A 7,026-nucleotide genomic window follows, 5' to 3' on the forward strand; every position below is an offset into this window, starting at 1 on the left:
GCCACGACGCGCCGGAGGCCGACCCGCCCGGCCCGGGCGCGCGCCCGGCCGGCCGCCCGGACCATCTCCCGGACCATCTCCCGGACGAGGTGCGGTGGATCTACTTCACCTCCGGGTCCACCGGCATCCCGAAGGGCGCCCGGCACAGCGACGCCACGCTGTTGGCGACCGCGATCTCCTTCGCCGGCGTGAGCGGTCTGGGCCGGGCGGCGGGGGAGGTCGGCGCGGTCGGCTACCCGGTCGCCCACGTCGGCGGGATCCAGTACCTCCTTGCCGCGCTCGCCGCCGGCTTCCCGATCCTGCTGCTCGAGGCGTTCGTCCCCGACCAGGCCGTGGAGCTCTTCCGCCGGCACGGGGTCACCGCCACCGGCGGCAGCACGCCGTTCTACACGGCGCTGCTCGACCTCGCCGCGGTCCGCCCCGGCGAGCGGCTGGTCCCGACGCTGCGCTCGCTCAAGGGCGGCGGCGCCCCCTGCCCGCCGCACCTGGTCGGCGAGGTGGACCGCGTGCTCGGCGCGGTGCTCGCGCACGACTACGGGATGACGGAGGTGCCGATGGTGGCGGTGGCCGCCCTCGCCGACCCGCCGGACGTGCTGGCCGCGACCGACGGTCGCCCGGTGCCGGTCAACCGGCTGCGGTTCGTCGACGAGGGCGGCGCGGCGGTCGCGCCGGGCGCCGTCGGCGAGGTGCAGGTCGCCGGCCACGGCGTGTGCCACGGCTACACCGACCCCGAGGCGACCCGCGCGGCGTTCACCGCCGACGGCTGGTTTCGCACCGGCGACCTCGGCCGACTGGTCCCCTCCGGCCACATCGAGATCGTCGGGAGGCTCAAGGACCTCATCATCCGCAAGGGCGAGAACATCGCCCCCCAGGAGATCGAGGCGCTGCTCGGTCGCCATCCCGACGTGGCCGATGTTGCCGTGATCGGCCTGCCCGACGCCGATCGTGGCGAGCGCGTGTGCGCCGTCGTCGTCGCCCGCCCCGGTCGGCCGGTGCCGTCGCTGGCGGAGCTGTCGGGCTGGCTGCGCGAGGCCGGGCTGATGCGTCAGAAGCTGCCCGAGCAGCTCGAGCTGCTCGACATCCTGCCGCGCACCGGGCTCGGCAAGGTCGCCAAGGCCCAGTTGCGCGCCCGCTTCGAGCCGCCCGCGTCCTGAGGTCGGCCGGTCGGCCGGTCAGGCGGTCAGGACCGCCATGATGAACCCGGCGATGGTGCTGACGACGTCGGTGTCGTCGACCGGCAGGTGCTGGCCGTGGCAGTGGTACCAGGCGCGGTCCATCATCGACTGGACCGCCAGGCCCAGCGCCTCGGGGGCGTCGGTCGGCGTCCGTTGGCGGCCCCGCAGGTGGACCCCGAGCAGCCAGACCACGCGCAGTTCCATCTTGTTGCGGGCGCTGCCGATGGCCTGCTCGCCGGGGCCTGACTGGGCGGACAGGATGAACGCGCCGTGGCGATCCATGAACGCGAAGTACTCCCACACCCACGCCGCGACCTCCGCCTGGGTGCACGGGCGCGCCATGGTTTCCCACCTGGCCATGACCTGCAGGATCTCGCGGTGGGTGGCTTCGCCCAGGGTGTTGAAGATCTCCCGCTTGTCCCGGAAGTACGTGTAGAAGCCGGCGCGGGAGATGCCGCAGGCATCGGTGATGTTGTTGACCCGGGTGCCCGCGTAGCCGCGTTCCAGAAACAGCCGGCGGGACGCGTCGAGGATGAGGCCGCGGGTGCGGGCCGCGCGCAGGCCCATGGTCCTGGGGGCCGCGTCATCCGGGTCATCGGCGTCATCCGGGTCAACCGCGTCATCCGGGTCAATCGGGTCATCCGCGTCAACCGGGTTCACCGCGTCGACGGCAGGAGGGTCGCTCATGATTCTCCCCAGTGTAGGAGGGCGCGCCGCGGCCGGGCCTGACGGACCTGTCGACGCCGGCGCCCATCGTCGGCTGAAGCGCTCGGGTGGCGTCGCACATGTCCGTGTCAGCTACGTTCCGACAAAGTTGACAGTTTCGTCAAGTCGGCTTAATGTTGGCTCGCGTAGCAGTACCAAGGACAGCACCGAGGTGGCGAAAGCCCGGTCGCCCACGGTCGACGGCACATGACGCCGGCGGCGAGTTCCCCCCCGGGCAGCGAGGAGCAGCAGCCGTGACGCAGTTCACCGACGCGCCGATCTTCGACGCCGACCAGCACATGTACGAGACTCCGGACGCGCTCACCCGGTACCTGCCGGAGCGCTACCGGCGTGCGGTGCAGTTCGTGCAGGTCGGCCGGGCGACCAGAATCGCGATCAAGGGACGGATCACCGACTACATCCCGAACCCGACGTTCGACCGGGTGGCGGCGCCCGGTGCCTGGGAGAAGTTCTTCTCCGGCCGCAACCGCGAGGGCCAGTCGCTGCGGGAGATGACCGGGCGGGCCATCGAGTCCCGCCCGTCGTTCCGCGAGCCCGCCCCGCGCCTGGTGGAGATGGACGCCCAGGGCGTCACCGAGGCGCTGGTCTACCCGACGCTGGCGAACCTGGTCGAGCACTCCGCCGCCGAGGACCCCGAGCTCGTCGTCGCGATGATCCACGCGATCAACCGCTGGATGCTCGAGACCTGGGGCTACACCCACGCCGACCGGCTGTTCATGACGCCGGTCATCAGCTGCGCCCTGGTCGACGACGCCCGCCGCGAGCTCGACTACGTGCTGGAGAACGGGGCGAAGGTCGTCCTGATCAAGCCGGCGCCGGTGAAGGGCCTGCGGGGCTGGCGCTCCCCGGCGCTGCCGGAGTTCGACCCGTTCTGGGCGGACGTCGAGCGCGCCGGCATCCCGGTGGTGTTGCACTCCAGCCAGCCGCCGCTGGACGACTACATCAACCGGTGGGAGCCGCCGGACTCCAACGACTTCACCGAGATGAGCGCCTTCCGCTGGGTGACGCTGGGCCACCGCGAGATCGCCGACATGCTCACCAGCCTGATCTGCCACGGCACGTTCACCCGGTTCCCCAAGCTGCGCGTCGCCAGCATCGAGAACGGCAGCGCCTGGATCCACCCGCTGTTCGACGACCTGGAGTCCGGCTACGCCAAGATGCCGCAGGCGTTCCCCGAGCATCCGCTGGAGGTGTTCCGGCGCAACGTGTGGGTCAGCCCGTTCTGGGAGGGCTCCGTCGCCGACGTGATCTCCACGGTCGGCTGGGACCGGGTGCTGTTCGGCTCCGACTTCCCGCACCCGGAGGGCCTCGCCGAGCCGCGCGGCTACTACGCCTACGCCGAGGGCATGGACGAGAAGCGGACCCGCGACTTCATGGGTGACAACGCGCGGCGGCTGCTCGGCCTGCCGGTGCGCGACCCGGCCGGCGACCAGACTCCGGTCGCGGTCTGACGCCGTGCAGCTCAACTACCAGTTTCCGACCCGTGCGGTGAAGCACTGGGAGCGGTGGATCGGCGAGCGTGACCTCGCCGACGTGGCGGTCGCGGCCGAGGAGAGCGGTTTCGACATCGTCTCCACGACGGACCATCCCTTCCCGTCCAGCGCCTGGATCGACGGCGGCGGCCACCACTCCTTCGACCCGTTCGTCTCGCTGGCGTTCATGGCGGCGGCGACGCGGCGGGTGCGCCTGCTGACGTTCATCCTCGTCGCCGGCTACCGCAATCCCTACCTGACCGCGAAGTCGGTGGCCAGCCTCGACCTGCTCTCCGGCGGTCGGCTGGTCGTGGGCATGGGCGCCGGCTACCAGAAGCCCGAGTTCGACGTGCTCGGCGCTCAGTTCGACGGTCGCGGCGGCCGGTTCGACGCGGCCATCGCCGCGATGCAGGCCGCCTGGACGGGCGAGGTCGTCGAGCGCGACGACCCGCACTTCCCGGCGTCGGGCCACGTCATGCTGCCCCGCCCGGCCCAGCGGCCCGGCCCGCCGATCTGGATCGGCGGCAACAGCCGGGCGGCGATGCGCCGGGTCGCCGAGGTCGCCGACGGCTGGCTGCCCTTCGAGCAGCCCGCGCAGATGGCGGAGATCACCACCACCCCGAGCCTGGCCGCCGACGAGATCGGCGAGCGGATCGCCACCCTGCGCGGGCTGCGCGCGGCGGCCGGCCGGCCGACCACCTTCGACGTCTGCTTCACCCCGCAGGTCAGCCGGGATCCGGCGCGGGCCGCCGAAGCGCTTGCGGCCGCCGTCCCCGGGTACGAGGCCGCGGGCGTGACGCACCTGTCGGTCGAGTCGCACGCCCGCGGCATCGACGACTGCCTGGCCGAGATCGAGCTGTTCGGCAAGACCCTCGCGTCCCCGCCGTCCCCGCGCTGAAGCCCGCCCCCACGCTCTGAGTGAACGAGGAGAGTCCATGACCACCCTGGCAGCCCCCGGCGACGCGGCCGTGCTCCCGTCGCTGGGCTACCCGCTCTACGACGCCGACCAGCACTACTACGAGACGGCCGACGCGCTCACCCGCCACCTGGCGCCCGAGTACAAGCGGCTGATCAAGATTCTGCAGACGGCCGACGGCCGGACCCGGATGGTGATCAACAACAAGCTCTACACCACCAACCCGGACCCGACGTTCCCCACCGTCGCCGCCCCCGGCGTGTTCGAGCAGTACTTCCGCAGCCAGAACACCGAGGGCCGGGAGCTGGCGTCCTTCGTCGGCAGGCTGCAGGAGAGCCAGCCGGAGTACACCAACCGCGACGCGCGCATCGCCAAGCTCGACGAGCAGGGTGTCGCCGCGACGATCATGCTGCCGACGGTCGGGGTCGCCGTCGAGGACCTGCTCACCGACAAGCCCGACGCGCTGCACGCCATCGTCGAGGCGTTCAACCGGTGGGTCGAGGACGAGTGGGGCTACTCGTACCAGGACCGCATCATCGCGACGCCGGTGCTGTCGTTGGCCGACCCCGACCTGGCCGTCAAGGAGCTGGAGCGGGTGCGCGACGCCGGCGCCCGGATCGTCGTGCTGGTGCCGGGCCCGGTCCGGGCCGGCTCGATCACCCGCTCGCCGGGTAACCCGATCTTCGACCGGTTCTGGGCGACCGCGGCCGAGGCCGGCATCGTCGTGTCCTACCACACCGGCGAGGCCGGCTACGAATGGGTCGCCGAGAAGTGGGGCGAGGGCGCCTTCGAGGGCCTGCGTACCACGCCGCTGCCCGAGATCATGCAGCTGCACGTCGAGCGGCCCATCCAGGACACCATCGCGGCGCTGGTCGGCCACGGCGTGTTCGAGCGGCACCCGGCGCTGAAGGTCGCCACCATCGAGGCCGGCTCCACCTGGGTGCTCGACCTCGTCCGCCGGATCCGCAGCGCCTATGGCAAGATCCCGCAGAAGTTCGCCGTCGACCCGGTGGAGAGCTTCCGCGAGCACGTCTGGGTCGCGCCGTTCTACGAGGACGACCTGCTCGCGCTCAAGGACGCCCTCGGCATCGGGCACATCATCTTCGGCTCGGACTGGCCGCACCCGGAGGGCCTGCCGACCCCGGGCGCCTTCGCCCGTGACGCCGCGGTGCTCTCCGACGAGGACCGCAAGCTGATCCTCTCGGACAACCTCAAGTCCCTGCTGCAGCTCTAGCGTCGGCGGGCCCCGGCCGCGGGCTGCCGTCTCCCGGTGGGAGCGGCGACCCGCGGCCGCGGTTTACTTTTGACGAAATCGTCAACTACGATTTGCGGTGCGAACGCCGTCTCGCGGCGGCTGCGTACCCGGAGGAACTCTCATGATCGTCGCCCGTGACGAGGTCGGCTGATGGCCGACCCCCACGACAAGCTGCGCCGAGAGGTTCGCGCGTTCGTCGCCGCGGCCGGCATCGCGACGCGCAACGACAGCTGGTTGCGCGGCTACGACCCCGACTTCACCCGCGAGCTCGGCCGCCACGGCTGGATCGGGATGACCTGGCCGACCGAGTACGGCGGCGGCGGGCGGTCGAACACCGAGCGGTTCGTCGTCACCGAGGAGCTGCTGCGCGCCGGTGCCCCCGTCACCGCGCACTGGACGGCCGACCGCCAGATCGGCCCGACGATCCTGCGGGTCGGCACCGACGGCCAGCGTGCCGAGATCCTGCCGAAGATCTGCCGCGGCGAGGTCGTCGTGGGCCTCGGCCTGTCCGAGACCGAGGCCGGCTCGGACCTCGCCGCCGTGCGCACCCGGGCGAGCGCCATCGACGGCGGCTGGTCGATCACCGGGGCGAAGGTGTGGACGACGTCGGCGCACCACGCCACCCACCTGTACATCCTTGCCCGCACCGGCGAGGGTGCGTCCAAGCACGAGGGCCTGACCGAGTTCCTCGTCGACGCCGACACCCCCGGCATCACCGTGCGGCCCATCCTCGACCTCGTCGGCGAGCACCACTTCAACGAGGTGATCCTCGACGACGTGCACGTGCCCGCCGAGCGCGTCCTCGGCACGGTCGGCGCCGGCTGGAAGCAGGTCACCGAGCAGCTCGCCTTCGAGCGCGGCGGGGTGGAGCGCTACCTGAGCACCTACCCCGTGCTCGCCGCGATGATCCGCACCGTCGCGCGCCATCCCGACCGGGCCGCCACCGAGCGCCTCGGCGAGCTGGCCGCGCGCCTGACCGCGCTGCGCCAGCTCGGCCTGCAGCTCGCCGGCGCCCTCGACCAGGGCCAGGCGCCGGTGCGTCTGGCCGCGGGGCTCAAGCTCGCCGGCACCCGGTTCGAGAAGGACGTCGTGGAGACCGCCCGGTACGTCCTCGACGTCTGCGAGGGCGACGCCGAGGCCCACCGGCTGCTCGTCGACGGCCTGGCCGTCGTGCCCGGCGCGTCGATCCGCGGCGGTTCCTCCGAGGTCCTGTACACCGTCATCAGCCGGGCGGAGCTACCGCGATGATCTTTGATGCCGATCTGCGTCCCGTCGTCGACGACGTGCTCGGGGCGAACACCGACACCGCCCCCGGCGAGCTGTGGGCGCTGCTGACCGAACTCGGCTGGCCGGTCGTCGGCGTCGCCGAGGACGACGGCGGCGCCGGCGGAGATCTCGCCGCCGTCGCTGAACTCGCCGCCGGCGTCGGCTTTTTTTTTTTTTCCGTCCCGCTGATCGAGACCGGCCTGGCCGCCTGGGCGC

6 protein-coding genes and 1 pseudogene are annotated in these 7,026 nt (G+C 72.1%); 6 read left to right on the plus strand and 1 reads right to left on the minus strand.

All coding sequences use genetic code 11. The features are described 5' to 3' along the window. Nucleotides 1-1,154: class I adenylate-forming enzyme family protein (locus tag ND748_RS21220; protein ID WP_251747741.1), on the plus strand; the 1,154-nt coding region annotated here is incomplete at its 5' end. A gap of 18 nt (nucleotides 1,155-1,172) precedes the next feature. Here the strand turns inward: ND748_RS21220 and ND748_RS21225 are convergent. Continuing rightward, nucleotides 1,173-1,862, minus strand: a complete 690-nt coding sequence (locus ND748_RS21225) for a TetR/AcrR family transcriptional regulator (RefSeq protein ID WP_251747742.1) — start codon at nucleotides 1,860-1,862, stop codon at nucleotides 1,173-1,175. Nucleotides 1,863-2,134: 272 nt separating this feature from the next. On the opposite strand from ND748_RS21225, the gene ND748_RS21230 reads away from it, so the two are divergent. From ND748_RS21230 to ND748_RS21250, 5 genes and pseudogenes are all read left to right on the plus strand, one after another. Continuing rightward, nucleotides 2,135-3,352: an amidohydrolase family protein gene (locus ND748_RS21230; protein WP_251747743.1), complete on the plus strand. Its 1,218-nt coding sequence runs from the start codon at nucleotides 2,135-2,137 to the stop codon at nucleotides 3,350-3,352. A gap of 4 nt (nucleotides 3,353-3,356) precedes the next feature. Then, entirely contained in the window at nucleotides 3,357-4,271 is a 915-nt protein-coding gene (locus ND748_RS21235; protein ID WP_251747744.1) for an LLM class F420-dependent oxidoreductase, read from the plus strand. 37 nt (nucleotides 4,272-4,308) lie between these two features. After that, nucleotides 4,309-5,523 carry an amidohydrolase family protein gene (locus ND748_RS21240; RefSeq protein ID WP_251747745.1) on the plus strand — a complete coding sequence of 405 codons (1,215 nt, stop codon included), beginning with the start codon at nucleotides 4,309-4,311 and terminating at the stop codon, nucleotides 5,521-5,523. Between the two features lie 171 nt (nucleotides 5,524-5,694). Continuing rightward, nucleotides 5,695-6,792, plus strand: a complete 1,098-nt coding sequence (locus tag ND748_RS21245; RefSeq protein ID WP_251747746.1) for an acyl-CoA dehydrogenase family protein — start codon at nucleotides 5,695-5,697, stop codon at nucleotides 6,790-6,792. Further along, a pseudogene (locus ND748_RS21250) lies at nucleotides 6,789-7,026 on the plus strand (acyl-CoA dehydrogenase family protein); the annotation flags it as partial. The gene ND748_RS21245 and the pseudogene ND748_RS21250, both read left to right, overlap by 4 nt.

It is taken from the genome of Frankia sp. AiPs1, assembly GCF_023716945.1.
Lineage (GTDB): Bacteria > Actinomycetota > Actinomycetes > Frankiales > Frankiaceae > Frankia.